Origin of the sequence: Microbispora sp. H10670, from assembly GCF_014161385.1 — a bacterium.
Classification (GTDB): Bacteria; Actinomycetota; Actinomycetes; order Streptosporangiales; family Streptosporangiaceae; genus Microbispora; species Microbispora triticiradicis.
The window spans coordinates 134,516-157,255 of sequence record NZ_JABBWW010000020.1; the positions used below are offsets into that span (position 1 = coordinate 134,516).

The window sequence follows — 22,740 nt, forward strand, 5'->3', positions numbered from 1 at the left end:
GGCGGGTGTACGAGGAGAGGCGGGCGCGGGTTCCGGCGGCGGTGCTGTGGTGGCAGGACGCCCCCGGCTCCCCTCCGGGGTCAGGTTCCCCGCCGGTGCGGCGGGTGCTGCCCGACGGCTGCATGGATCTGATCTGGATGGACGGCGCGTTGGTGGTGGCCGGTCCGGACACGGCGGCGCACCTGGTGCGTGATCGTGCGGGCAGCCGATATGTGGGGTTGCGTTTCGGTCCCGGCACCGCACCGGGGATTCTTGGCGTGGCCGCCTGCGAGTTGCGTGACCGGCGGGTTCCGCTGGCCGAGGTGTGGCCGGAGGCCGAGGCGCGGCGGCTGTCGGAGCGGGCGGCCGAGGCCGCCGACCCCGGCGCGGTGCTCGAAGAGGCGGCGCTGGGCCGGATCCGCGCGGCCGGGGGCCCGGCCGACACCGCGCTCATCTCTGCCGTGGTGGGCGGCGTCCGCGCGGGCCTGCCTGTCGCGGAGGTCGCGGCCGGTGCGGGGCTCGGGGCGCGGCAACTGCACCGCCGGTGCCTGGACGCCTTCGGATACGGCCCGAAGACGCTGGGCCGGATCCTCCGGATGAACCACGCGCTGGCCCTGGCCCGCCGGGGGATGCCCTACGTCGCCGTGGCCGGTGCGGCCGGATACGCGGATCAGGCCCATCTCGCCCGGGAAGTGAAGTCGCTGACCGGTGCCACCCTGGGCGAGCTGACCCGCTGACCCGCTGACCCGCTGACCCGCGCCGCCGGGCCGCCGGGCCGGGACGACGGTCGCGTCGGCGGCTCGTTCTCAGGGGGCGTCTGGGCGGACGGGTGGTCAGCGCCGGGCGCGGCGCGTCGTCAGGTGCCGGGAAGCGGCGCGAAGAGATCCACCCCGTTGCCGTCAGGGTCGTGGACGACGGCGTAACGCTGCCCCCAGAAGGCGTCCCACGGCGGCAGGTGCCCCGGGTAGCCCGCCTGGACCAGGTCGCCGTACAGGCGGTCGACCTCCTCGGGCCCGTCGCATCGGAAGGCGAGGGACATCCGGGGGCCGCCCGTGGCGGGATTCCACGCGGGGTCGAAGGAGCGGATGGTGTCGACCGTGTCCCAGGCGAGGCGGAGTCCTCCGTCGAGGGTCACTTCGACATGGGGCTCGGTGTCCGCCGAGAGCGGGATGTTCAGGCCCAGCCGGCGGTAGAAGGCCAGGGACGCGGCCATGTCGGCCACGACGAGGCCGATGAGGTCGAACGAGGGTGTCATGGCGGTCACGTTAGGCGGCGGGCGGGCACGGCGTCTTGAACGAATCGGACACGCCGCCCCGGGAGCCGCCACCGCTTCAAGTGATCACGCCGCTCCGAGGCATGCCGCGCCGTATCGGGGCGAGGCCGGGCACCTTGGCGCGGACGTCGACCTGGCCTCGCCACCGCGCAGATCGCGGTGATGGGGGCGCGGTGAGAGGCGGGCTTATCGGGTGAAGGGCGTGACGGTGGTGACGGCGGTCACCGGGACCGGCCCGTAGATGTGGGGGAACGCCTCCTCCATGCCTTCGGGCACCTCCAGCCTGACCGGGCAGCCGAGCCGGTCCTCGTCGATCTCCAGCACCACCAGCGGTTCGGTGACCGCGCCGTAGTAGCGGCCGGCCACGCCACGCAGCTGGGTCAGGTCCGAGCAGGCGTGGACGAAACCCTCCTCCTCCAGGGTCAGGCCGAGGGTGGAGACGCGGTATTCGCCGGAGGCGACGGCCGCGTCCCAGTCGGCGGCCAGCGCGAGGTGAAGGATCATGGGTGGCTTCCGGGTGGTTCGAGTGTGGTCAGTGCGCGGGTGACGGCGTCCCGGGCGCGTTCCCGTGAGTCGGGGCGGGCCTCGACGACGTCCTCGACCCACAGGCCCGACAGCAGCCCGGCGACGAATCGGACCTCGGAACGACCGCAGGGATAGCCCGCGCCGCGAAGCGCGGAGGCGACGATCTCGTCGCAGCCGTCGGTCCAGGTGCGGGCGATGGCCTGCAACGCCGGGTCGCGGCCGGCCTGGAGGTACAGCTCCCACAGGCCGAGCTCGCGCAGCCGGTCCGCGGCGTACACGTCGGTGAGGGCCTCGGCCACCGCTGCGGCCGAACCGCCCGCCGGACGCCGTACGGCGGCGCGCATGCGGGTGAGCTCGCGCCGGACGAGCAGCGCGAACGCCTCGGCCAGCAACTGGTCGCGGGAGGAGAAGTAGTAGGAGGTGGCGGCGAGCGGGAGGCCGGCCCGTCCGGCCACCGCGCGGTGGGTCACCGCGGCGAAGCCGCCCTCGCCGAGCAGGTCGACCGCCGCGTCGAGCAGCGCCTCCCGGCGGCGTACGGCCCGCAGCTGCGGTCGCCGGGGCGCGACCTGGCGGGATTCGGGCACGCCGTGGTCCTCCCCTGGCTTGTCGGATGCGCGCATCGTCGGAATGCGAGGCTCGCCGGAATGTGCGGGCTCCGAGGAGCTCGGAACCCGTCCGGACCACCCTTACCGGCCCCCGGCGCCGGGGTCAAACGATCAGTGTGCGCCGGAGAGGTTGAGCACGGCCACCCCGGCGATGATCAGAGTGATTCCCGCGACCTTGACCAGGTTCATGTGCTCGCCGAGGAACAGCGCGCCGATCAGCGCGATCGCCGCGGTTCCGGTGCCCGCCCACACCGCGTACGCGATGCCGACGGGCATGCGGAGCTTGAGCGCCCAGGCGAGCAGGATGAACGACGCGAGGTATCCGGCGGCGACGACGATGGTCCAGCCCCAGCGGGTGAGGCCGTCGCTGAGTTTGAGCGCGGAGGTGGCCAGGACCTCCGAGGCGATCGCGGCGGCGAGCAGGAGCCAGGCCATGGAGGAACCTCACAGACAAAGCGGTACGCTTGTCCCAATTTTAGATGCGAGGGCTCTTCCTGGCCATGGGGTTGCCGGGCAGGTGCTCCAGCTATGCCGACCGAGGCCGGCTGTCCGCCTACAGGGCCACCGGCAGCGCGGTCAGGCGGCGGGTGCCGGGATCGACGGCCTGCAGCTCCTCCGCCGGGGCGGCCAGGGCCATGCGGGGGAACCGGCGCAGCAGCGCGGTGAGCGCGACCTGCGTCTGCACCCGGGCGATGGAGGCGCCGAGGCAGAAATGCGGGCCGTGGGAGAAGCCCAGATGACCGGTGGCCGGCACCCGGGCGAGGTCGAGCCGGTCGGGGTCGTCGAACGCCCGCGGGTCGCGGTTGGCCGCGGAGATCAGGGCGGTGACCTTCGCGCCGTGGGGCACCGTCGTGCCGTACAGCTCGACGTCTCCGCGGGCCTGACGCGGGACCGCCAGCTGCGCGGGGCCGCACCAGCGGGTGAGCTCCTCGACGGCGCGGGGCATGAGGGCGGGGTCGGCGCGCAGGGCGGCGAGCTGATCGGGGTGGGACAGCAGGGCGGCCACGGCGTTGGCGATGAGGTTGGTCGGGGTCTGTCCGGCGATGACCAGGTGCCACACCAGGGTGACGATCTCGGTGTCGCTCAGCCGGTCGCCGTCCTCGTCCTGGGCGCGGACGAGGTCGCCCACCAGCTCGCCCCCCGCGGAGTCGGGGTGGTCGCGGCGGGCGGCGACGGCTGCCTTGGCACCGGCCATGATGCCCGGGATGGCCCGCGCGAAGTCCGCGCCGGCGGCCCCGGCGACGGTGGCGCCGTACTCGCGCCAGCGGGGGCGGTCCTCCTCGGGGATGCCGACGAGGGCGCAGATGACGTCCATCGGCAGCGGGCGGGCGAAGTGGGGCAGCAGGTCGGTCTCCCCGCCCCCGGCGTGCGCGGGAAGCTCGTCGAGCAGCGCGTCGACGATGGCGGCGATCCGCGGCCGGAACTCGGCGGCCCGGCGGGGGGTGAAGGCCGGGGCGACCAGCTTGCGCAGCCGGGCGTGCTCCGCGCCGTTCATCTCGCTCATGGTCCGCATGTACGGCAGGCAGTCCTCGGGGACCTCGGGGCGCATGTAGCTGGTGGCGTCGAGCTCGAACCGGGCGTCGCCGAGCATCGCCCTGGCTCCGTCGTACCTGGTCAGGGCGTAGGTGGGGCCGAAGCCGGGGATCAGCAGCCGCGCGAGCGGGCCGCTTTCGCGGGCCTGCCCGTACGCCGTGAGGGGGTCGCGGAGGACCTCGGGGCGGGACAGGTCGATTTCGGGCAGGGTGTCGGTCATCGTCTACTCCAGATGCTTATTCCACATGTTCACGTCATCTGGATGGTGACGGTATCTTGGTGGGCGGCGGCCGGCAAGCGCGTGGCCGTCGCGGCGAGGAGGGTGATGGAACGCCTGTCCAGGGTGGAGCTTCAGGCGCGCAACCGGGCCAGGGTGCTGACCGCCGCGCGGGACGAGTTCGCCGAGCGAGGGTTCCGCGACGCCAAGATCGACGCCATCGCCGAGCGTGCCGGGCTGACGCGGGGCGCGGTCTACTCGAACTTCCCGGGCAAGCGGGCGCTGTACTTCGCGGTGCTGGCCGAACTCGCCGAGGGCGCCGCTCCCCCGGCCGCCGGCCCACGTGGCGGGGCCTTGGCCGGGGAGGGCGCTCCCCCGGACGGCGGGGTGCCCGGAGGGGTCTTCGGTGCCGGAGGCCCGGCCCGGGACGGCGCGCCGCAGGCCGCCGGGGCCCTCGCCGCGTTCGCCCGGGCCTGGGTGTCGCGGCTTCCCCTGGCGACCGACGGCCCGGGCAGGATCGGCATGGACCTGATGCCGGAGATCATGGCCGACGAGCGGATCAGGAAGCCGTTCGCGCAGCTCATGAAGCTGAGCGGGGTGTTGCTCGGGCTCGCCCTGGAGGAGGTGGCCGCCGGGGGCGGGCGCATGGTGCGGGTGGCGGAGGTCGCGCTGACGACGCTGCACGGCATGAGCCAGATGGCCGACGCCGCTCCCGGTTTCGTGGAGGAGTTCGACGTCGTCAGCGCGTGCGAGCGGCTGGCCGATCTCGACCTCGGCGACCGGTGGGACCCGCCGCATCTGCCCTGGGCGGCCCCTGCCCGGCCCGCGGACGCGCCGTGGGCGCCGCCGGCGGCGGCCGACGCGCTGCGCGGCGGCCCCGCGCCGCTCTCCGGCGACGGGGTGGTGGCGGTCGTCGGGCTGCACCGCCTGGGCGCGGTGGAGGAGGCGGTGCGGGCCGCGCGGGCCGGGGACGAGGTGACCGCCGTGCTGGTGACCGGTGACCCCGGTGAGCTGGGGCCGCTGGTGCGGCTGGTCGTCGCCGACCTGCGCGGCTGCCTGCGGGAGGCCTTCCCCCGGACGGCCTGGCCACGTCTCGGGGTGGTGTTCGACGAGCGGGGGGCCGTGGCGGCGGCGGCCGGGGTGCCCGCGGTGAGCGACGGGACCGAGACGGCGGTGCGGGTGCGGGCCGGGCGGGTGGTGGCCCGCGCCGACGGCCACGGCGCCTGCCACTCCGCCGCCTCCGCCGCGGGTCCCTGACGACGGCCTCGTCGTCGTGATCCCGCGCGCTCACCCACGATCGTCCGACATCGAACCGCGTTCGAGCGGAGGGAAAGTCGCGGCCGTCGGTCCTCCGCAATGAGGCGCCTGGTTCGCGATGGCCCACTGCCATTGTCCGCGCGTGGAAGACCGTCCTTCCGGCGGTTTCTCCTCGCCTGGGGTAGCGCCGCGGCCGGCCCGTGAGAATCGAAAAGCGGGGCGATTCCTCAGGCGCTTCCACCCTGGAATATCTCGGTCGGCACCAGCACTCCCGGGCGTCCGGTGGGCCCCGCGTCGATTTCGGCCTGGCATCGGTCGATCAGTTCGGCGGCGACCTTCTCCAGCGGAATCCGTACGCTCGTGATGGTCGGTTCGGTGATCAGTCCCATCGCCCCGCCGTCGAAGCCGGTGACCGCGATGTCGCGGCCGGCCCGCAGGCCGAGGGAATGACCGATGTTCACCACGACGGCGGCGATTGAGTCGCTGCTGGTGACGATGGCGTCGGGCCGCTGCCGCCGGCTCAGCATCCGGCGTACGTGGTCGCGGATCGCGTCGCCGGAGCCCTCGAAGACGTCGTCGTCGCTCACCTTGAGCCCATGGCGGTCGAGGCCCCGCCGGAAGCCGTGGAGCCGCTCGCGCTTCCAGTACTCGTCGCCCTCGGCCCCCACGTAGGCGAACCGGCCGTATGCCTTCGCGACCAGGTGGTCCATGAGCATGGCCATGCCGTGGGCGTTGTCGATGTCGACCCACTGCTGGGGAAGGCCGGGGGCGAGGCGGCCGAAGGACACGAAGGGCAGCGTGCCTCGCGCCAGCAGCCGGACGCGGGGGTCGTCCACCTGTGACTCGGAGATGATCAGCGCGTCGATGTTGCCCCGGGTGGTCAGCTCGGTGAACACGGACAAGGGGTCCTCGTCGGTATGGGTGAACACCAGAATCTGGTAACCGCGACGGGCCGCGGCCTTTATCAGCGCCTGGAGGAAACTCAGGGTGAAGCCTTTGACCGTCTCCAGTTCCTCACCGGACATGTGGTAGCCGATTTGCATGCTCCGCCGGGAGCGCAGGGTCTGGGCCGCGCGGTTCGGCTTGTATGAAAGCGCTTCCATCGCGGCCACGACGCGGGTCTGCGTCTGTGTCGAGAAGTAATCCTTGCGGCCGTTCAGGACGTTGGAGACCGTCTGCCGTGATACGCCGGCGAGTTTTGCGACATCGTCGATGCTGGGGCGGCGGACTGAGTGACGATCGTTCGCGCCGGCCATTTTCCCCCGATCGGCTGTGTCTGACATTCGCACCACTCATGGTGTCACGGGCGCCCGGACCATCGAATGCCTCCGGACTCTAACACGCACCGCACGCCCCGGAGAGGGTCGCGCGGACCGGTGCGCGTGCCGCCCCGTAAGCACCCGAACGGGCCGCGGACGGACACCTTGACGTAACACGGACGGCGTGTCACTCTCGGCTCCATTGAACGATACATGTGAGCGCAAACACACTCCACCACCCCATCGAGACATGTAGCCGGGCCCAGGCTCTCGGCGGCTGATGCACGCCTGATTCGGGATGAAAAGGACGTAGGTGTGGCAATCGTGGAAGCTGTCGCGGGAGATCCGCACTCCCCCGGTGCGGGCGACGAGGTCACGGCGCGGCCGGCCGGGCGCGGAGCCGACGGCTTCGTCCACCTCCAGGCGTCCGGGGTGAGCCTCGTGCTCGACTGCCGCGGCCCCCGGCTGCCACGGGTGCTGCACTGGGGACGCCCGTTGCCGCACGCGTCGGACGCCGACCTTCCGGCGCTGGCGCTGGCCTCGCTCCCGGCGACGGTGCCGAACTCGCTCGACACGCCCGCTTCGGTGGCGGTGGTGCCGGAGCCGGCGACGGGGTGGTTCGGCCTTCCCGGTGTCCTGGGCCACCGCGACGGCCGGCACTGGTCGCCGCTGTTCGAGACGGAGCACGTCGGCGTCCACGACCGCGGCGCCGGTGAGGGCGGCGAGGTGGCCGTCCTGGCGTCGGACGCCGGCTGCGGGCTGTCCCTCGAACTCCGCCTCGACCTGACGGCCGTCGGCGTGCTCCGCATGCGAGCCGTGCTCCGCAACACCGCGTCCCGCTGGTACACGCTCGACGGCCTGGTGATGGCTCTGCCGGTGCCGGCGGAGGCGACCGAGCTGCTCGACTTCACCGGCCGCTGGAGCCGGGAGCGGGACCCCCAGCGACGCGCGTTCTCGGCCGGCGCCCATGTTCGCGACGGGCGGCGCGGGCGCACCGGTTCGGACGCGTCGTTCGTCCTGGTCGCGGGCGAGAAGGGGTTCGGGTTCCGGTCCGGCCAGGTGTGGGGCGTCCACGTCGGATGGAGCGGCAACCACCGGACGTACGCCGAGCGGCTGCCCACCGGGGATTCGGTCGTCGGGGGCGGCGAGCTGCTGCAGAGCGGCGAGGTCCGGCTCGCGCCCGGCGCGTCGTACGAGACCCCGTGGGTGTACGCCGCCCACGGCGACGGCCTCGACGAGATGGCCGCCCGATTCCATCGCCTGGTGCGGAGCGGGCGGGGCGGCCGGCGACCGGTCATCGTCAACACCTGGGAGGCGGTCTACTTCGACCACGACCTGGGCCGGCTCACGGCGCTGGTCGACGCGGCCGCCGAGGTCGGGGCCGAGCGGTTCGTGCTCGACGACGGCTGGTTCCGGGGCCGCCGCGACGATCGGGCCGGGCTGGGCGACTGGTTCGTCGACGAGGCGCGCTGGCCGGAGGGGCTGCACCCGCTCGTCGAGCGCGTACGGGCGCGGGGCATGGACTTCGGCCTGTGGGTCGAGCCCGAGATGGTCAACCCCGACTCGGACCTGGCCCGCGCGCACCCCGACTGGATCATGGCGACCGAATGCCGGCAGCCCCCGCCGTCCCGTCATCAGCAGGTGCTCGACCTGCGCCGGCGGGAGGCCTACGAGTACATCCTGGAGCGGCTGGACGCGCTCGTGCGCGAGTACCGGATCGCGTTCCTGAAGTGGGACCACAACCGCGATCTCGTCGACGCGGGAGTGCACGAGCAGACCAGGGCGGTCTACCGCCTCATGGACGAGCTGCGGGCGCGCCACCCCGGGCTGGAGATCGAGTCGTGCTCGTCGGGCGGCGCCCGGGTGGACCTCGGCATCCTCGAGCGCACCGATCGCGTCTGGGCCAGCGACTGCATCGACGGCATAGAGCGGCAGGCGATCCAGCGGTGGACGGCGTTGCTCCTGCCGCCCGAGCTGATCGGTTCCCACGTGGGGTCGGCGCGCGCGCACACCACCGGACGTACGCAGAGCCTCGCGCTGCGGGCCGGCACCGCGCTGTTCGGCCACTTCGGCATCGAGTGGGACCTGACCGCGGCCTCCGGGGAGGAACGCGCGGAGCTGCGGCGGTGGGTGCAGCTCTACAAGCGGATGCGCGGCTGGCTGCACCGCGGGTTCGTCGTACGGGCCGACCATCCCGACCCGGCGCTGTGGCTGCACGGAATCGTGTCGGCGGACCGCGACCAGGCGCTGTTCTCGGTGGTGGCGATGACCACCGGCGCCCGCACCCAGCCCGGACGGGTCCGCATCCCCGGACTCGACCCGCATCGGCGTTACCGCGTGCGTCCGCTGGCCCCGGGCGACAGTCCGGGCACCACCGCGGTGGCCCCGAACCCGTGGCTGGCCGAGGGCGTCGTGGTCACCGGCCGGATGCTGGCGGAGGTCGGCCTGTCCGCCCCGCCGCTCCACCCCGAGCAGCTGCTCCTGCTGCACGTCACGAAGGCGTGACCGTCATGAGGACCGGCATCGGACGGCAGAGCGGCACGGCGGAGCCGCGGCCCGGCGCGCCCGCGCCGCGGCCCCGGCGCCGCGCGGGCGACCTGCCCGTCGCGATGGTCTTCCTCCTGCCCGCGGCGGTCGGCTTCGCCGCCTTCTACCTGTGGCCGGCGCTGCGGACCGCGTACCTCAGCTTCACCGACTACAGCCTGCTCGCGCCACCCGAATGGGCCGGGCTCGGCAACTACCGGCGCCTGCTCGGCGACCGCCTGTTCTGGAACGCGCTCAAGGTCACGGTCGAGTACGTCGTCGTCAACATCGGGGTGCAGACGATCGCCGCCCTCGGCCTGGCCGTGCTGATGCACCGGCTGACCCGCTCCGGGCTGATCCGGGGCGTGCTGCTGCTGCCGTACCTGGTCGCCAACGTGGTGGTCGCACTGATCTGGTACACGATGCTCGACGCTCAGCTCGGCATCGTGAACCAGGCGCTGGAGTGGATCGGCCTCGACCCGGTGGCCTTCTTCGGGGAGACGAGCACGGCGATCCCGACCATCGCGCTGGTCAACGTCTGGCGGCACGTGGGCTACACCGCGCTGCTGATCTTCGCGGGCCTGCAGGCCATCCCGAAGACCGTGTACGAGGCGGCGGCGACCGACGGCGCCTCCGAGGCGACGATGTTCTGGCGGATCACGATGCCGCTGCTGCGTCCCGTCCTGGCGCTGGTGCTCGTGCTGACCGTCATCGGATCGTTCCAGATCTTCGACACGGTGGCGGTCACCACCAAGGGCGGGCCGATCAACGCGACCCGGGTCATCTACTACTACATCTACGAGCAGGCGTTCCAGCGCTTCAACTTCGGTTACGCCGCCGCCGTCTGCGTCGCCCTGTTCGCGATTCTCGCCGGCCTCGCGCTGCTCCAGCTCAAGCTGCTCCGCGCCGGCGACTCGGACCTGGACTGAGAGGCGGGCCATGAGCCACACACTGAGACGGCCGAGCCCGCGGCGGACGGCGGCCTGGGCGATCCTCGTGCTGTTCATCCTGATCACGCTGCTGCCGTTCTACTGGATGCTGCGCATCTCCCTGTCCAACAACCGGACCCTCTTCGCGAACCCGGGTTCGCTCATGCCGACGGACTTCACGTTCGGCGCGTTCAAGCGGGTCCTGGGCATCGCGACGCTGGCGGAGGCCACCGCGGAGGGCGGCTCCGGCGCGAAGATCGACTTCTGGCGGTACCTGGCGAACTCGGTGGTCACCTCGGCCGTCATCACGGTCTGCCAGGTGTTCTTCAGCGCCATGGCGGCGTACGCGTTCGCCCGGCTGCGCTGGCCCGGACGGGAGAAGGTCTTCTTCGTCTTCCTCACCGCGCTGATGATCCCGCCGATCTTCACCGCGCTGCCCAACTTCGTGACCGTCAAGCAGCTCGGGCTGCTCAACACGTACGCGGGGATCGTGCTGCCGTACCTGTTCATGACGCCCTTCGCGGTGTTCTTCCTGCGGCAGTTCTTCCTCAACATCAGCAGGGAGGTGGAGGAGGCGGCGATCGTGGACGGCGCGGGACACGCGCACATCTTCTTCCGGCTGATCGTGCCGATGAGTTCGGCGCCGATCGCCACCATCTCCCTGCTGGTCTACATCGGAGCCTGGAACGAGTACTTCTGGCCACTGCTCGTAGGACAGGAGGACGACGTCCGGGTGCTCACCGTGGCCCTGGGCATCTTCCGCGCCCAGAGCCCGCAGGCCGGACCGGACTGGTCCGGGCTCATGGCCGCGACGCTGCTGGCCGCGTTGCCGGTCATCGCGCTCTTCACCGTTTTCGGACGATGGATCGTCAACTCCATCCAGTTCTCCGGGATCAAGTGATCCCTCCCTGAACCACCCTCATCCCCCCACCGCAGCAAGGAGATCTGGCATGAGACGGATAACGCGCCTCGCCGCTGTCGCGACGATACTTCCGCTGGCCCTGGCCGGGTGCGGCAGCGGGGACGACAGCGGCGGCGGGAGCGGGAGCGCCCAGGCCCCGGAGAAGACCGAGATCAGCTACTGGCTGTGGGACTCCAACCAGTTGCCGGCCTACCAGGCCTGCGCCGACGCGTTCCACGCCGCGAACCCCGAGATCACCGTGAAGATCTCACAGTTCGGCTGGGCCGACTACTGGACCGGCCTCACGACCAACCTCGTGTCCGGCAACGCGCCGGACGTCTTCACCAACCACCTGAACTACTATCCCGAGTTCGCGGCGAAGCAGCAGATCCTGCCGCTGGACGAGTTCGTCGCGGCCGACGGCACCAAGACCGACGTCTACGCCCCCGGCCTCGCCGACCTGTGGGTGTCGGCCGACGGCAAGCGGTACGGCCTGCCGAAGGACTTCGACACGGTGGCGATCTTCTACAACAAGAAGATGCTCGACGACGCCGGCATCACCGAGGACCAGATGAAGTCGCTCACCTGGAACCCCGACGACGGCGGCACCTACGAGAAGATCATCGCCCACCTCACCGTCGACAAGAACGGCAAACGCGGCGACGAGGCGGGCTTCGACAAGAAGAACGTCAAGGTCTACGGCCTGGGCCTGGACGAGAACAACGGCGCCGGTGTCGGCCAGCAGATGTGGAGCATGTACGCGCTGTCCACCGGCTGGCAGTTCACGGACAAGAACCCGTGGGGCACGAAGTTCCAGTACGACGACCCGCGTTTCCAGAAGACCATCGCGTGGTGGCGCGGGCTGATCGACAAGGGGTACATGCCGAGCCTGGCCATCGCCCGGTCGGGCACCAGCGTCAACGACGGCTTCGGCGCCGGAAAGTACGCGCTGTCCACGAACGGCTCGTGGATGATCAACACCTACTACGGCTACGACAAGGTCGAGGTGGGCACCGCGCCGACGCCCGTCGGCCCCTCCGGGAAGCGCGCCACCATCTACAACGGCCTGGCCGACTCCATCTACGCCGGGACCAAGCACAAGGACCAGGCCTGGCGGTGGGTCAAGTACCTGGCGTCCGCGGACTGCCAGAAGACGGTCGGCGACAAGGCCGTCGTCTTCCCGGCGATCCCTGAGGCGCTCACCGTCGCCGAGGAGAAGTTCAAGGCCAAGGGCATCGACATCAGCGCCTTCACCGTGCAGATCCACGAGAACACGACGTCGCTGTTCCCGATCACCGACCACGCCAGCGACATCGGTGCGGTGATGGGCCCGGCGATGGACGCGGTGCTGAGCTTCGAGGCGGAGCCGTCCTCGCTCAGCAAGGCCAACGACGAGGTCAACGCCCTGTTCCAGTAGCCCCGGCGTTCCAGTAGCCCCGGCGTTCCAGTAGTCCCGGCGCGCCCCATGCCGACACGGACGCCCGTGGGCGGTAGATCTCCGCCCGCGGCGGAGCCGGAAACGCCGGACCACATCGGAAATCGCGGTGAACCGGCCGAGAAACGCCTGTGCAAGGGCTCGGCCGGCCACCTTCGATCCGTGAATCCCCCCTACCCCATCGGCCATCGACTGGAGAGCCAGAGGAGAGGCATGTCCAAATTACCAACTGATCGGCGAGCACGGCGAATCATCGCCGCGGTGACAACCACGTTCGCGCTCGTGACGGCAGGGGTGACGGCGGCGGTCCCCGCACAGGGAGACGAGCCGGCGGCCACGCAGCTGGTCGTCGACCTCGGCACGAGGACCGGCGCGTTCCGCGGCGCCGCCGGCGGAGCGCTGTACGGGCTGAGCGACGAGGGCGTGCCCAGCGACAACACGCTGGAGCCGCTGCGGCTGACCACCGTCAACCAGAAGCCGCCCGCGGGCGCCCAGCACCCCAACGGCGACGCGTTGTCGGTGGCGCCCTCGTTCTTCCGCAACGGCGGCAAGTACATCCAGGTCAACGTCCAGGACATGTACGCGCAGTGGACGTACGAGAACGCGGGCGGCGTGATCCCCTGCAACCAGGTCTGCTTCGACAACTACATGCAGAAGCTCGCCTGGGTCGTCGACCAGGTCAAGAACAGCCCGTACGCCGACCGCATCGTCTACGTGCCGTTCAACGAGCCCGACGGCATCTGGTACAACACCTCCACCGGCAACGCCGCGCAGTACCAGACCCGGATGGCCGCCCTGATGGCGCACTGGAAGGCGGCCGTGGAGTACATCCGCGCCAACCACCCGGGCGCGCGGGTCATGGGCCTCAACGACGCCACCTTCCGGGCCCGCAACTACGGTGACTTCCTCACCTACGCCCGCGACAACAACGTGCTGCCCGACTTCGTGTCCTGGCACCAGTTGGAGTCCGGCAGCCTCAACCCCGCGGGCGGCAACTACTACCGCACCAACTACCGGACCTACCGGAACCTGGAGCAGGAACGGGGCATCTCCCCCATCCCGATCAACATCAACGAGTACGGCGGCAACCGCGACCTGACGGTGCCCGGCCAGCTCATCCAGTATGTCGCCATGTTCGAGGACACCAAGGTCGACGCGGGCGGCAAGGCGTACTGGACCGCGGCCGGTCTGCTCGGCGGCGACGTCGTGGAGACCAACAAGCCCGGCGGCGGCTGGTGGTTCTACAAGATGTACGCCGACATGGCCGGCGGCGACACGGTCAAGGTCACTCCCCCGGCCCCGGCCACCCTCGACAAGCTCGAAGGCATCGCGGTCATCGACGACGACCGCAGGCAGGCGCGCATCCTGGCCGGCGGCGGCCCCTCGGCCGACTTCGACGTGGTCGTCGGCAACGTCGACGGCGAGCTGTTCGGCGACAAGGTCAACGTGACCGTGTCGGCGACCACGTGGAGCGGCCAGAACTCCGACGCCCCGCCGCCGGTCGTGCTGCGCGACGCCGACCTCGTCCCCGAGAACGGGTCGCTGACGATCCCGATCCGCGGGCTGGGCGTCGAAGGCGACGGCGGGCCGAACGTCGACCAGATGTCGGTGTACGAGATCGTGCTGTCGCCCGGCGGCGCCGGCACCCGCCAGTCCGTGGACCTGCCCTGGCGGGCCTCGTACGAGGCGGAGCTGGCCACCGTCACGGCCGGGACGGTTCAGACCTTCGGCACCCCGTTGAACTGGAACGCGGCCGCCACCTCCGGCACGCGTCACGTCGGCAACCTCACCCAGAACAACAGCGCGGTGACGTTCGGCGTGAACGTGCCGAAGGCCGGCGCCTACAAGCTGGGCATCCTGTACGCCAACCAGACCGGCCAGCCCGCCCAGCAGGTGCTCACGGTCAACGGCGCTCAGGCGCAGATGGTCGACTACCAGGCCACGCTCAACTTCCAGTGGCGCACCCGCAAGGACGTGGTGGTCCAGCTCCAGGCGGGCGCGAACCAGATCCGGCTGGCCAAGTCCCACCCCGAGCTGGGCACCGCGACCGGCCAGGCGACGCTGGACCGCATCGACCTGGAACCGGCCTCCACCGGCCCGGTCACCCGGGACTACGAGGCCGAGCGGTCGCAGACCGAGGGCGACGTGACCTACGAGTACGACCAGCCGAAGCAGTCGGAGGCGGGCTTCCTCACCCTCAAGCGCGGCGGCGAGGCCATGTTCACCGTGTACGCCGAGGAGGACGGGTACTACGACCTGGAGTTCCGGCACAACAGCCCCGGCAAGCCGGGGTCGGTCACCGCGAACATCGGTCTCGACCGGCGCGCGGTCGACGGTGCGGTGCTCCGCGCCAACCCGGGCGGCGGCACCTTCTGGAAGACCGACCGGCACCGGCTGTTCCTGTCGGCGGGCGTCAACCGGGTGACGGTGGAGCCTTCCGGCCCCACGCCGGTGCGCCTCGACAAGGTGAGCGTGACCCGGGCGACGTCCGGCCCCCGCCCGGTGCAGGTGATCGAGGCCGAGTCCGCCGCCCGGTCCGGCTCAACCGCGGTCGACAACCACGGCTACGCCTCCGGAGGCAAGTTCGTCGGCTGGATCGGACAGGGGCCGCAGAACCGGCTGACCCTCCAGGTCGACGCGGACAAGGCGGGCGACTACCTGCTCGTCGTGCGCTACGCCAACGACGAGAGGAAGTCCGGCCACGTCTACAACGCCGACATCATCTCGCGGCCCCTCGACATCTCCGTCAACGACGGGGACGCGAAGCGGTACTGGTTCAAGAACACCTGGTCCTGGGGCAACTGGTGGGCTCGCGGCGTGCCGGTGACCCTGAAGGCCGGCACGAACACGATCAGCCTGTACAACGATCCCGCCAACGGCGCGAAGGCCCAGGGATGCCCGGCACCGTGCATCTCCGAGCTCGACAGCCAGTGGGCGCCCAACCTCGACAGGTTCGACATCGCGCCGATCAAGGTCGGCTGACGCGGTGACCCGGGGCGGGAGCGGCGGCAGGACAGCCGTTCCCGCCCCGGGCTCACCGATCTCCCAGGTGCCGGCGGGTACAGTGAGCCGGCGGAGCCGGCGGCGGCCGGTTCAGGCGGCGAACAGCAGGAGCAGGCCCACCACGGTGTAGACCACCATCAGCACGAGCAGGGGGACCTGCCCGAGGACGGCGGTCCGCCGGGGGAACAGGGCGAGCGCGCGGTCGTGGGCCAGCACGGTGCCCAGCACGTGACCGACGACGATCACCGTCACCTGGAGGGTGGCGACTCCGGCGGGGGTGGTGCCGAGCGCCTGGATCTTCCAGTCGGCGGTGCCCAGCCAATCGGCGCCGGTGTCCAGCGGGTCGGACAGCAGCGCGATGGTCCGCTGCCCCTCCAGGAGGAACAGCGTGTAGTAGTGGGCGATCACGTACCCGACGGCGATCGGCACGATCGAGTGGGCGATCTCCCCCGCCGTCCCCCCGGCCGTCGCACCGGGAACGGCCGCGCCCCACCGGCCGGCGAGCGCGGTCGCGATCCGATACGCCGCGAGCACCAGGCCGATGACGGCCAGCAGCCCGGCGGTGCCGGTGACCGGCGCCGGAATCGGGCTCTCCTGGGTGAACCGCACCCAGATCGGCGCGTTGGACAGGCTGTCGTACATGGTGGAGCCGAGGAGGACGACCACCAGCGTCGTCAGTCCCGGCGCCGGCCGCAGCCCGGCCATGCCGTCGAGCGAGTTGCGCCAGGCGACGACGCCGTCGTCGCGCCGGTGCACCGGGGCGAGCCGGCCCACGAGGCCGCTGTAGGCCTCGAACGGGTCGGCGTGGCCGAACCACCGGGCGCCGAAGACGACCGCTCCGCCGAGCATGATCACGGCGTACGCCGCGAGCCAGGTGCCGATCACCGGCAGGGTGGCCCGTTCGGGGGCGACGAGTTCCAGCCAGACGAAGGCGAACAGCCCGGCGCAGGCCGGCCAGTAGCCGACGCCCGGGGGCAGCGGGCGCAGGCCGGCGTCCGGGTCGCGCCGCAGAGCCGCGCAGGCCAGCAGGTGGAGCGTCCGCAGCGGGTTCAGCGCGCGCCACACCGGGCCGAACAGCAGCGACAGCGGCACCAGGCCGACCCAGAACAGGACGTAGAACGCGCCCGCCGTGGGGTTGTCGGCCTTGTCGGGGCCGAAGACCAGTCCGACGCAGAAGTAGGCGGCGGCGAGGAGCCCGGCGATCCGCCAGGCCCAGCCCCAGGCCGGTGTGGCCATGGCCCGCTGGAGCGCGCCGGGCAGGGTGCGGGCGTGCGGGTTGCCGCCGCCCAGCCGCGGCTCCTTCCACAGCGCGCCGAGTGCCACGAACGACACCAGCAACGCCAGCGCCGCGCCGGTCAGCGCGGCCGGGAACGGGATCGGCAGGTCCTGGCGTCCGCCGACCCCGTGCGCGAGGAGCATGAGACGGGCCTACCGCACCACGAGCTGGAACAGCTGAAGTCCCGACTCGTGGGTCTCCATCTCGAACAGACCGGTCTCGTCGGCCGTGAACTCGATGGTGGCGGGGGTGCCGGGCTTCAGCTCCGCCTCCTTGTCGTACCCGTGCAGGTGCGCCTCGTCGGCCGCGTCGCCGGTGACGGTGATGCGCACCCGCTGCCCCTTGTCCACCTCGATGCGTCCCGGAGGCGGCGTCACCTTGCGGCCGCTGATCGTGACGTCGATCTCCTTCACGTCCGCGTCGGCGGGCGCGTCGGTGGCGGACCCGGCCGGCTCCGTCGCCGCGTCGGTCGCCGCGTCCGTGGCCGCCGGGGCGGGCACTTCTGTGGACGACGCGGTGGTGGGTGCGGCGGCGGGCTCGGTGGTGCCCGACTCGCCGCAGGCCGACACCGTCATCGGCAGCGTCACGCCGATCAGGAGCGCGGCGAGCAGCGGGCGTCGCCGGGCGCGGTGGTGCCGGGCAGGGGTGAACGTCACGACATTTCTCCGGGGGTGTGGGTGGTTCAGCGCCGCTTGGCGGACCTGGGGCGGTTCGCCGTCCGCGACTGGGACGAACTCGTGGGGGTCTTCGGCCGGGGGCGCCCGGAAGGCCGCTTGGCCGCCGGGCCCTTCGCGGCCGCCGTACGCGCGGGGGCGGCGCCGGTGGACGGGGCGGGCCGCCGCGCCGCGCGCAGCACCAGGGCGCCCGCTCCCACGACGAGGAGCGCGGGCACCAGCCACACCGACAGGCCGGCGCCGGAGTCGTCCTGGCCCGCCGCCGTCCGCGCGGCGGGGGCCGTGGCGGAGCCGGTCTCGGGTACGGCGGCAGGGCCCGCGGCGGAGCCGGTGCTCGCCTGTGAGGGGGCCACGGGGCCCAGCGCGCCGTCGCCGCTCTGGGGCGTCGCGTCGGCGGTGGCGCCGCTTCCGGGCTCGGCCGAGGCGAGCAGGATGGCGTCGGGCTCGTTGGTGGGGGCCTGCCAGCCCTTGGGCGGCGATGAGGTCCTGCCCTTGTAGGTGAAGCGCAGTTCTCCCTTGACGGGCTCCCCGTCGGAGGCGATCGAGAGGTAGTGGACGACGTACTCGCCCTGCTCGGGCCAGTAGGCGACGGGGATCACCGCCGGGAACCCGGTGTTGTAGACGCTCGGCTCCCACACGCCGTTGACGAGGTTGTACTCCTGGACCGGCTTGTCGAGCCGTTCCGGCTGCCCGTGTGTCCAGGTCTGGTCGACGCGGGCGCCGTTGGGCGCGGTGACGGTGAAGTAGGCGTTCGGGGCGGGCGCCTCGGTGAAGTAGAGCCGCAGCGACTCCAGCGGCGTCTTCACCGTGCTGTCCTTGGCCGGGGTGGACATCGCGAGCTGGCCGTGGGCCGAGGCGGGAACGGACAGGGCGGCGAGGGTGAGCACGCCGACGACGACCGGCAGGAGCAACCGGCCCAACCACCGTGCCATCGTCACGTCCGCTCTCCATGGGTGTGGCCCCCGGGCTGGGGCGATGCGACGAGATTAGCCACTTATGACGTGGATGAACAGAACTTCATGCGTTCGCAACGAAAGTGGATCGATGCACGCCCGGCCCTCCCCCGATGCCGCGCCTGGGCCGGGCGTGGGTACTTGGCGTGAGGGTCGAATGCGTGTTCTACTGATCCTCATGCGTCGCGACGCCACTTCCCGCCCCGGCACCGGCTCCGGGGACCAGGGCACGGCGCGGCCCGCCGAGCAGCATGCGACCGTCAGTGCCGAGCCGCAGGCGATCATCGGCGCCGAGCCGCAGGCGACCGTCAGCGCCGAGCAGCAGTCGATCGTCGGCGCGGGCCCCGCCCGCCCGCGCATCGAGCGGCAGGCCGTCACGCGTGTGTTCGACGGCATCACCTGCTACGAGGTGCCCGCGCGCGCCGCGCTGGAGCGTGTGCCCGACGCCGCCGAGCTGCCCTTCACCTGGGCCGCGAGCCCCTACCGCGGGTGCGAGGCGGGCTGCGGCTACTGCGCGGCCCGGCGCGGGCACCGCTACCTCGGCCTGGATCCGGGCCGGGACTTCTCCACCCGCATCGTCGTCAAGACCGACCTGGCCCGCCGGCTGCGCCGTGAGCTCGCCTCCCCGCGCTGGAGCGGCGAGCCGATCGCGCTCGGCCTCACCGGCGACTGCTACCAGCCGGCGGAGGAGATCTACCGCCTGATGCCGGGCGTCGTGCGGGCCCTGGCCGACGCGGCCAACCCGTTCACCGTACTGACCAAGAGCCCTCTGATCCTGCGCGACCTGGACCTGTTACGCGACGCCGCGAAGGTGACCCAGGTCGGTGTGATGGTGTCGGTCGGCTTCGTCGACGACCGGGTGCGGCGGGCCGTGGAGCCCGGGGCCGCGACGCCGCAGCGGAGGCTGGAGGTCTGCGCCGCGCTGAACGACGCCGGCATCCCCTGCGGGGTGCTGATGGCGCCGATCCTGCCGCTCGTGACCGACTCCAGCGATCATCTGCTGGCCACGGTCAGGCGCGCGGCGGAGGCGGGGGCGGTCAGCGTGACGCCGGTCGTGCTGCGCCTGCCGTCCGGGGTGCGTGAGGGATACCTGGGCTGGCTGGAGCGCGAGCACCCCGGCCTGGTGCCGCGCTACCAGGCGTTGTACGGCAAGGGCCAGGTCGCCGAGGAGGGCTACCGCCGCCGGATCGCCGAGCAGGTGCGGGCGCTGGCCGAGACCTACGGCGTCGGCGGCCAGGCCCGGCGCTGGCGCCGGCGCCGGTCTCCCGACCGCCAGCTCGCCCTCGTCTGAGCACGCGTCACTCCGCGCCTCGCCGCCGGTTCGTCCCCGTCCGCCCCTGCCCTCGCCTCGGCGCGGCCCGGCCCCGGGCCGCGCTCCTCCCCGGCGGTCGTCGGCGCCGGCTCCCCTTATCTCTGCTCCGGAGTCAGGACGTGTCGGGTCCGGTCCCCGGTCCAGGCCGCTTCGAGGATCGCGGTCAGGCTGGCGGTGTCGGTCGGGCCCGGATGGTTCTGGATCAGGCGGGTGACGCCGGTGGCCATCTCCGCGAAGCGCGGGAGGTCGGCGCGTGCCACGCCGATGTCCGCGAGGGTGGCAGGGATGCCGATGTCGGCAAGGAGCCCGTGGAGCCAGGTGAGGAACATGTCTGCGGCCTCGGCATCCGAGGCGTCGGTCACGTCGAGCCCGCACACCCTGGCGAGGACGGCCAACCGGTCGCTGATGGCATCCCTGGCCGCGTCCAGCGCGTAGGGCAGCAGCAGTCCGACGCCCAGGCCGTGCGGCGTGTGGGTGGCTGCGCCGATGGGGTACTGGAGGGCGTGCGGAGCCGCGTTGCCCGCGTGGGAGAACGCGATCCCGGCCAGCATGGAGGCATAGGACATGTCCGCGCGCGCGTCCTTGTCGCCTCCGTCTTTGACGGCACGGGGCAGGCTGCGGGCGATCCGCTCCGCGGCCAGGAGCGCGTAGTGATCGGTGATCGGGTTGCGGCCGAGGAAGACCTGTTCCACCGGGTCGCGCGGTCCGTGGGGCCGGGGTCGCGCGGTGTAGCTCTCCACCGCGTGGCAGAACGCGTCGATGCCGGAGTGGGCGGTGACGGTCGCGGGGCAGGTGTAGGTGAGCTCGGGGTCGACGATGGCGAAGTCGGGCACGATGTGGACGCTGGAGACCCCCACCTTCAGCTCGCGGTCCGGGTCGGTCAGCACCGAGACGGGGGTGAGCTCGGAGCCGGTGCCTGACGTCGTCGGGACCGCGACGAGAGGAATCGTCGGCCCCGGCACCTTCGACTCGCCGTAGAAGTCGCGCGGAGTCCCACCGTGGCGCCGGATGACGCCGACGATCTTGGCGAGGTCGATCACCGTGCCACCCCCGATGGCGAGGATCACGTCGGCGTCCACCTCTGCGGCGGCCGAGACGCCCAGGGCGACGTCGGTGAGCGGCACGTCCGGAGTCGCGTCGGCGAACACCCCGACGACTGCGACCTTCTCCCGCACGGCGGCCACGATCTCGGCCACGCCCGGCTGCCCCAGAAGAACCCGGTCGGTCACGATGAGGACCCGCGAGCCACACTCGGCCACCACTCGTGGGATGTTCTGCGCGACCCCTTCGCCCACTATCAGCTGGCGTGGTCCGCGGACGGTCTCAAGCATGTCAGTGCCTCTCTGGAACGTCGGCGGTGATGTGCTGGGCGGACGTCCAGGTCACCTGCGAGACCGGGACGGCGTCGGCAAGGCTGGCTGCCGGGTGGCGCAGGCGCGGGCCGGGCTCCCGGGCTCGGACGGGGCCGGTCACGGCAGGTCGATCGCCGCGTAGGTGACGTCGAGGTACTCGAGGATGCCCTCGTGCGACCCCTCCTTGCCGATCCCCGACTGCTTCACGCCTCCGAACGGAGCTGACGGGTCCGAGATGAGGCCACGGTTGATGCCGATCATCCCCGTCTCCAGCCCCTCGGTGAACCGGAGCGCCCGCTGGAGGTCACGGGTGAAGACGTATCCGACCAGGCCGTGCTCGGTGTCGTTGGCCTTCGCGATCACTTCGTCGTCGGACGTGAACGAGATGATCGGCGCCACCGGGCCGAAGATCTCCTCCTCCAGGATCCGCGCGTCTTCGGGCACGTCGACGAGGACCGTGGGCGGGTAGAAGTGGCCCGGCCCATCGGGACGCTCGCCGCCCAGCAGGACACGGGCGCCGCGGTCGACCGCGTCGGCGACGAGCTCGTCGATCTTGGTGACCGAGGCGTCGTCGATCAACGCCCCGACGTCCACGCCGTCGTCGAGGCCATGGCCCACCGAGAGCGCGCCCATCCGCTGGGCGAAGCGCGCCGTGAACTCCTCGCGTACCGGCTCCTCGACGTAGATCCGGTTGGCCGCGATGCAGGACTCCCCGATGTTGCGCATCTTGGCCACCATGGCACCGTCGACCGCGACGTCCAGGTCGGCGTCGGCACACACGATCAAGGCCGCGTTGCCGCCCAGTTCCATGGAGGTGCGCAGCACGTTGTCCGCCGCCTGTCGTAGCAGCACGCGCCCGACCTCGGTCGACCCGGTGAACGAAAGCTTGCGGGTCCGGCGGTCGGCCAGCAGTGCCGAGACCACCTGGCCGGAACGCTTGGTCGTCACGACGTTGACGACGCCCGGGGGAACGCCGACCTCCTCCATGATGCGGGCCAGGAACAGCATGGTGAGTGGCGTCTGGGCGGCCGGCTTGGTGATCGTCGTGCAGCCCGCCGCCAGCGCAGGAGCGATCTTGCGGGCGCCCATCGCCAACGGAAAGTTCCAGGGCGTCACGAAGACGCACGGGCCGACCGGCTTCGGCACGGTGAGGATGCGATATCCACCATTGGGAGCGGTGTTGTAGCGCCCCTCGACACGCACCGCCTCCTCGGCGAACCAACGGAAGAACTCGGCGCCGTAGGCCACCTCTGCCCGAGCCTCGGCGAGCGGCTTGCCCATCTCGAGCGTTATCAGCCGGGCGACCTCCTCGGATCGCTCGGTCAGTGCCCGGTACGTCGCGGTCAGCAACTCTGACCGTTTTCGCGGCGGGGTCGCCGCCCACTCCGCCATCGCCTTGCTCGCCGCGTCCAGAGCGGCGAGTCCGTCGGCGACGCCGGCGTCCGCCACCTCGGCGATGGTCTTGCCGGTGGCCGGGTCCTCGACGGCAAAGGTGGCTCCGCCGGCGGCGTCGCGCCAGGCGTCGCCGATCCGGAGCCGCCGGTGCTCGGGGGCCAGGACGTTCATCGGGTCACTCATTGCGTCGCCTCCTGTGATGTTCTTGGTGATGTCCGGTGTGACCTGGGCGATCGCGCCACGCGCGTTGACGAACGGGTCGCACGACCTCGTCGGGGCCGGGGTTGCCGGGCGGGTCGAACGTGGCCCTGGCCCCGGCCGCAGGGCGACGCCCCGCGC

20 protein-coding genes are annotated in these 22,740 nt (G+C 71.8%); 9 read left to right on the top strand and 11 right to left on the bottom strand.

Annotated elements, in window-relative coordinates:
• Nucleotides 1–5 precede the first annotated feature (5 nt).
• Nucleotides 6–716: a helix-turn-helix domain-containing protein gene (locus HHX33_RS25390; RefSeq protein WP_182876801.1), complete on the top strand. Its 711-nt coding sequence runs from the start codon at nucleotides 6–8 to the stop codon at nucleotides 714–716.
• Nucleotides 717–835: 119 nt separating this feature from the next.
• Here HHX33_RS25390 and HHX33_RS25395 read toward each other — a convergent pair whose 3' ends face one another.
• The 5 genes from HHX33_RS25395 to HHX33_RS25415 all read right to left on the bottom strand — a co-directional run bounded on the left by HHX33_RS25395 (nucleotide 836) and on the right by HHX33_RS25415 (nucleotide 4,135).
• Entirely contained in the window at nucleotides 836–1,234 is a 399-nt protein-coding gene (locus HHX33_RS25395; protein WP_117409620.1) for a VOC family protein, read from the bottom strand.
• A 204-nt stretch (nucleotides 1,235–1,438) separates the two neighbouring features.
• Nucleotides 1,439–1,756: a DUF952 domain-containing protein gene (locus HHX33_RS25400; protein WP_182876802.1), complete on the bottom strand. Its 318-nt coding sequence runs from the start codon at nucleotides 1,754–1,756 to the stop codon at nucleotides 1,439–1,441.
• Nucleotides 1,753–2,397 carry a TetR/AcrR family transcriptional regulator gene (locus HHX33_RS25405; RefSeq protein ID WP_117409618.1) on the bottom strand — a complete coding sequence of 215 codons (645 nt, stop codon included), beginning with the start codon at nucleotides 2,395–2,397 and terminating at the stop codon, nucleotides 1,753–1,755. The genes HHX33_RS25400 and HHX33_RS25405 overlap by 4 nt, the downstream gene beginning before the upstream one ends.
• 96 nt (nucleotides 2,398–2,493) lie before the next feature.
• Nucleotides 2,494–2,817 (bottom strand): DMT family transporter, encoded by a 324-nt coding sequence (locus HHX33_RS25410; protein WP_138460682.1) that lies wholly within the window; start codon nucleotides 2,815–2,817, stop codon nucleotides 2,494–2,496.
• A 118-nt stretch (nucleotides 2,818–2,935) separates the two neighbouring features.
• Complete coding sequence (locus tag HHX33_RS25415) at nucleotides 2,936–4,135, bottom strand: cytochrome P450 family protein (protein WP_182876803.1); 1,200 nt, start codon at nucleotides 4,133–4,135, stop codon at nucleotides 2,936–2,938.
• A 105-nt stretch (nucleotides 4,136–4,240) separates the two neighbouring features.
• On the opposite strand from HHX33_RS25415, the gene HHX33_RS25420 reads away from it, so the two are divergent.
• Nucleotides 4,241–5,389: a TetR/AcrR family transcriptional regulator gene (locus tag HHX33_RS25420; RefSeq protein WP_182876827.1), complete on the top strand. Its 1,149-nt coding sequence runs from the start codon at nucleotides 4,241–4,243 to the stop codon at nucleotides 5,387–5,389.
• Nucleotides 5,390–5,616: 227 nt separating this feature from the next.
• Here HHX33_RS25420 and HHX33_RS25425 read toward each other — a convergent pair whose 3' ends face one another.
• On the bottom strand, nucleotides 5,617–6,672 hold the full coding sequence (locus HHX33_RS25425; RefSeq protein WP_310741523.1) for a LacI family DNA-binding transcriptional regulator: 1,056 nt from the start codon (nucleotides 6,670–6,672) through the stop codon (nucleotides 5,617–5,619).
• A gap of 408 nt (nucleotides 6,673–7,080) precedes the next feature.
• On the opposite strand from HHX33_RS25425, the gene HHX33_RS25430 reads away from it, so the two are divergent.
• From HHX33_RS25430 to HHX33_RS37380, 5 genes are all read left to right on the top strand, one after another.
• Nucleotides 7,081–9,153, top strand: a complete 2,073-nt coding sequence (locus tag HHX33_RS25430) for an alpha-galactosidase (protein ID WP_310741524.1) — start codon at nucleotides 7,081–7,083, stop codon at nucleotides 9,151–9,153.
• A 5-nt stretch (nucleotides 9,154–9,158) separates the two neighbouring features.
• Entirely contained in the window at nucleotides 9,159–10,100 is a 942-nt protein-coding gene (locus HHX33_RS25435) for a carbohydrate ABC transporter permease (RefSeq protein ID WP_220502176.1), read from the top strand.
• Between the two features lie 10 nt (nucleotides 10,101–10,110).
• Nucleotides 10,111–11,001, top strand: coding sequence for a carbohydrate ABC transporter permease (locus HHX33_RS25440; RefSeq protein WP_182876805.1), 891 nt, complete (start codon nucleotides 10,111–10,113; stop codon nucleotides 10,999–11,001).
• Nucleotides 11,002–11,050: 49 nt separating this feature from the next.
• Nucleotides 11,051–12,418, top strand: coding sequence for an ABC transporter substrate-binding protein (locus HHX33_RS25445; protein WP_117408971.1), 1,368 nt, complete (start codon nucleotides 11,051–11,053; stop codon nucleotides 12,416–12,418).
• Nucleotides 12,419–12,697: 279 nt separating this feature from the next.
• A complete protein-coding gene (locus tag HHX33_RS37380) occupies nucleotides 12,698–15,418 on the top strand; it encodes a CBM35 domain-containing protein (RefSeq protein ID WP_182876806.1) in 2,721 nt (906 codons plus the stop codon).
• Nucleotides 15,419–15,529: 111 nt separating this feature from the next.
• On the opposite strand, the gene HHX33_RS25455 is transcribed toward HHX33_RS37380, so the two are convergent.
• The 3 genes from HHX33_RS25455 to HHX33_RS25465 are packed head-to-tail and all read right to left on the bottom strand — an operon-like array spanning nucleotide 15,530 to nucleotide 18,321.
• Complete coding sequence (locus HHX33_RS25455) at nucleotides 15,530–16,858, bottom strand: hypothetical protein (RefSeq protein ID WP_182876807.1); 1,329 nt, start codon at nucleotides 16,856–16,858, stop codon at nucleotides 15,530–15,532.
• A gap of 9 nt (nucleotides 16,859–16,867) precedes the next feature.
• Entirely contained in the window at nucleotides 16,868–17,371 is a 504-nt protein-coding gene (locus HHX33_RS25460; RefSeq protein ID WP_182876808.1) for a hypothetical protein, read from the bottom strand.
• A gap of 26 nt (nucleotides 17,372–17,397) precedes the next feature.
• Nucleotides 17,398–18,321: a copper resistance CopC family protein gene (locus HHX33_RS25465; protein ID WP_259402853.1), complete on the bottom strand. Its 924-nt coding sequence runs from the start codon at nucleotides 18,319–18,321 to the stop codon at nucleotides 17,398–17,400.
• A gap of 199 nt (nucleotides 18,322–18,520) precedes the next feature.
• Here HHX33_RS25465 and HHX33_RS25470 point away from each other — a divergent pair, with 199 nt between their 5' ends.
• Entirely contained in the window at nucleotides 18,521–19,633 is a 1,113-nt protein-coding gene (locus tag HHX33_RS25470; RefSeq protein WP_182876810.1) for a radical SAM protein, read from the top strand.
• Nucleotides 19,634–19,749: 116 nt separating this feature from the next.
• Here HHX33_RS25470 and HHX33_RS25475 read toward each other — a convergent pair whose 3' ends face one another.
• The gene (locus HHX33_RS25475) at nucleotides 19,750–20,985 is read right to left on the bottom strand and encodes an iron-containing alcohol dehydrogenase (RefSeq protein WP_182876811.1); all 1,236 of its coding nucleotides are present in this window, start codon (nucleotides 20,983–20,985) and stop codon (nucleotides 19,750–19,752) included.
• Here HHX33_RS25475 and HHX33_RS25480 point away from each other — a divergent pair.
• A complete protein-coding gene (locus HHX33_RS25480; RefSeq protein WP_182876812.1) occupies nucleotides 20,984–21,148 on the top strand; it encodes a hypothetical protein in 165 nt (54 codons plus the stop codon). The two genes, HHX33_RS25475 and HHX33_RS25480, sit on opposite strands and share 2 nt — an antisense overlap.
• On the opposite strand, the gene HHX33_RS25485 is transcribed toward HHX33_RS25480, so the two are convergent.
• Entirely contained in the window at nucleotides 21,124–22,584 is a 1,461-nt protein-coding gene (locus tag HHX33_RS25485; RefSeq protein WP_182876813.1) for an NAD-dependent succinate-semialdehyde dehydrogenase, read from the bottom strand. The two genes, HHX33_RS25480 and HHX33_RS25485, sit on opposite strands and share 25 nt — an antisense overlap.
• Nucleotides 22,585–22,740 lie beyond the last annotated feature (156 nt).

Coding starts and splice junctions, on each gene's coding strand:
- HHX33_RS25415 (WP_182876803.1), bottom strand. CDS start 4,135: ATGACCGACACCCTGCCCGAAATCGACCTGTCCCGCCCCGAGGTCCTC.
- HHX33_RS25435 (WP_220502176.1), top strand. CDS start 9,159: ATGAGGACCGGCATCGGACGGCAGAGCGGCACGGCGGAGCCGCGGCCC.
- HHX33_RS25465 (WP_259402853.1), bottom strand. CDS start 18,321: ATGGCACGGTGGTTGGGCCGGTTGCTCCTGCCGGTCGTCGTCGGCGTG.
- HHX33_RS25440 (WP_182876805.1), top strand. CDS start 10,111: ATGAGCCACACACTGAGACGGCCGAGCCCGCGGCGGACGGCGGCCTGG.
- HHX33_RS25410 (WP_138460682.1), bottom strand. CDS start 2,817: ATGGCCTGGCTCCTGCTCGCCGCCGCGATCGCCTCGGAGGTCCTGGCC.
- HHX33_RS25425 (WP_310741523.1), bottom strand. CDS start 6,672: ATGTCAGACACAGCCGATCGGGGGAAAATGGCCGGCGCGAACGATCGT.
- HHX33_RS25480 (WP_182876812.1), top strand. CDS start 20,984: ATGTCAGTGCCTCTCTGGAACGTCGGCGGTGATGTGCTGGGCGGACGT.
- HHX33_RS25475 (WP_182876811.1), bottom strand. CDS start 20,985: ATGCTTGAGACCGTCCGCGGACCACGCCAGCTGATAGTGGGCGAAGGG.
- HHX33_RS25485 (WP_182876813.1), bottom strand. CDS start 22,584: ATGAGTGACCCGATGAACGTCCTGGCCCCCGAGCACCGGCGGCTCCGG.
- HHX33_RS25405 (WP_117409618.1), bottom strand. CDS start 2,397: ATGCGCGCATCCGACAAGCCAGGGGAGGACCACGGCGTGCCCGAATCC.
- HHX33_RS25400 (WP_182876802.1), bottom strand. CDS start 1,756: ATGATCCTTCACCTCGCGCTGGCCGCCGACTGGGACGCGGCCGTCGCC.
- HHX33_RS25470 (WP_182876810.1), top strand. CDS start 18,521: ATGCGTCGCGACGCCACTTCCCGCCCCGGCACCGGCTCCGGGGACCAG.
- HHX33_RS25455 (WP_182876807.1), bottom strand. CDS start 16,858: ATGCTCCTCGCGCACGGGGTCGGCGGACGCCAGGACCTGCCGATCCCG.
- HHX33_RS25395 (WP_117409620.1), bottom strand. CDS start 1,234: ATGACACCCTCGTTCGACCTCATCGGCCTCGTCGTGGCCGACATGGCC.
- HHX33_RS25445 (WP_117408971.1), top strand. CDS start 11,051: ATGAGACGGATAACGCGCCTCGCCGCTGTCGCGACGATACTTCCGCTG.
- HHX33_RS25420 (WP_182876827.1), top strand. CDS start 4,241: ATGGAACGCCTGTCCAGGGTGGAGCTTCAGGCGCGCAACCGGGCCAGG.